Below are 1,380 nucleotides of genomic sequence, written 5' to 3' on the forward strand. Positions count from 1 at the left end.
TTCATCCCCAGGCGACGCTTCAACTCCGCCACCTCGCCCCGCAGCTGCGCGATCACCTCATCCCGCGCCGCCACCTCGGCCGCCAACCGCTGCACCAGGGAGGCAAGCTCGTCATAAGACGGACGCCCATCCCCGGCCTGCTGCACACCAAGATCATCCCATGAAGAGGATCAAGGGTGATCAACGACCTGACTAGTTACCGGGGGCGTTGGGCGGGGTCGGGCCAGTGCATCGAGCATCGCAGGCAGGCGTGTTCATGGATGCACGGCGTGGAGTAGGCGCGGCCGCAAGATCCCGGTGGAGACCTTGCGACGTTCGAAGTGGCCGAGGAATTCCTGCCACTCGGCGTCGGTGGGCACCCGGTACTCCTCGCTGGGGCGCAGGCTGCGCCGCCTGGCCAGGAACGCCCGGTGTGCCTGGATGGCCTCGTCGGGGTAGACGGCCTTGTAGCCGAGGGTGACGCTGATGTCCTGGTGACCGGCGATGACCTGGGCGATGTGCGGCGGCAGGCCGTTCATGATCGCGTCGGTGATGAAGATCCTTCGGAAGTCGTGGGGCGTGTAGTTCAGGGCGCCATGCCCGGTGGGGTCGACGAGTCCGGTGTCGGCCAGCGCGGCCTGCAGCATCTTGCGGACGGTGCCGTGGCTGATCGCGCGGTTCTCGGTCTGGAAGTGGCGCTGGAACAGCAGCGAGGCCGGCGGCATCCACACGCATTCGTGCCAGTCGTAGGCGGGGACCAGCGGCACCGCTCCGGAGGGTTCCCGGATCCGGCGGATGATGGTGGAGAGCACCTCTGCCAGCTCGGGGCTGACCACCAGCAGTCGTTCGGCATCGGACTTCGAGGGGGCGATCCGCAGCAGCGGCACGACCTCGTCAGTGGTCGGGAGCCGGTAGTGAACCAGGCTGTGGTGGCTGATCTCGAGCAGCTCCTCGATCCGCACGCCGGTGAGACGAAGGACTTCCACGACCGCCCACGCCCAGAACGCGTGCTCCTCCTCGTGGCCGAGGTCGCGGCGCCTGCCATTGGCCGGATCGTCGGCCCAGATCTTGGTGGTGGTCGTGCCCGGCGCGAGGACGGACCGGGTCAGTGTCTGATCGCCGACGGTGACGGTGCGGCCGGGTTCGGTGTGCTGGGCGGCGCGCAGCAGCGCGTCGGCCGTCGTGCGGCGTTGATCGACGGTGCGGACCAGCACGGGCAGGACGGGGAGCCGGTCCCGCGTCCGCGTCCATTCGCCGCCGGCGATCACGGACAACCAGGGGGCTTATTCACAAGTCTGAATGGTGACTGCTCTTCGTGACATGAGGGGTACGTCGAGCACTTGATCACGAGTCGGTCTCAATTCGTGCTTGACCGCGTGTCGCGCGAGATGCGCAACAGCT

At 67.5% G+C, this 1,380-nt stretch carries 1 protein-coding gene; it reads right to left on the reverse strand.

Annotated elements, in window-relative coordinates:
* Positions 1-254 precede the first annotated feature (254 nt).
* Positions 255-1,247 (reverse strand): tyrosine-type recombinase/integrase, encoded by a 993-nt coding sequence (locus KME75_RS41575; protein WP_308283525.1) that lies wholly within the window; start codon positions 1,245-1,247, stop codon positions 255-257.
* Positions 1,248-1,380: the final 133 nt, after the last annotated feature.

Source organism: Pseudonocardia nigra, from assembly GCF_019396355.1.
In the GTDB taxonomy this organism is placed as follows: Bacteria; Actinomycetota; Actinomycetes; order Mycobacteriales; family Pseudonocardiaceae; genus Pseudonocardia; species Pseudonocardia nigra.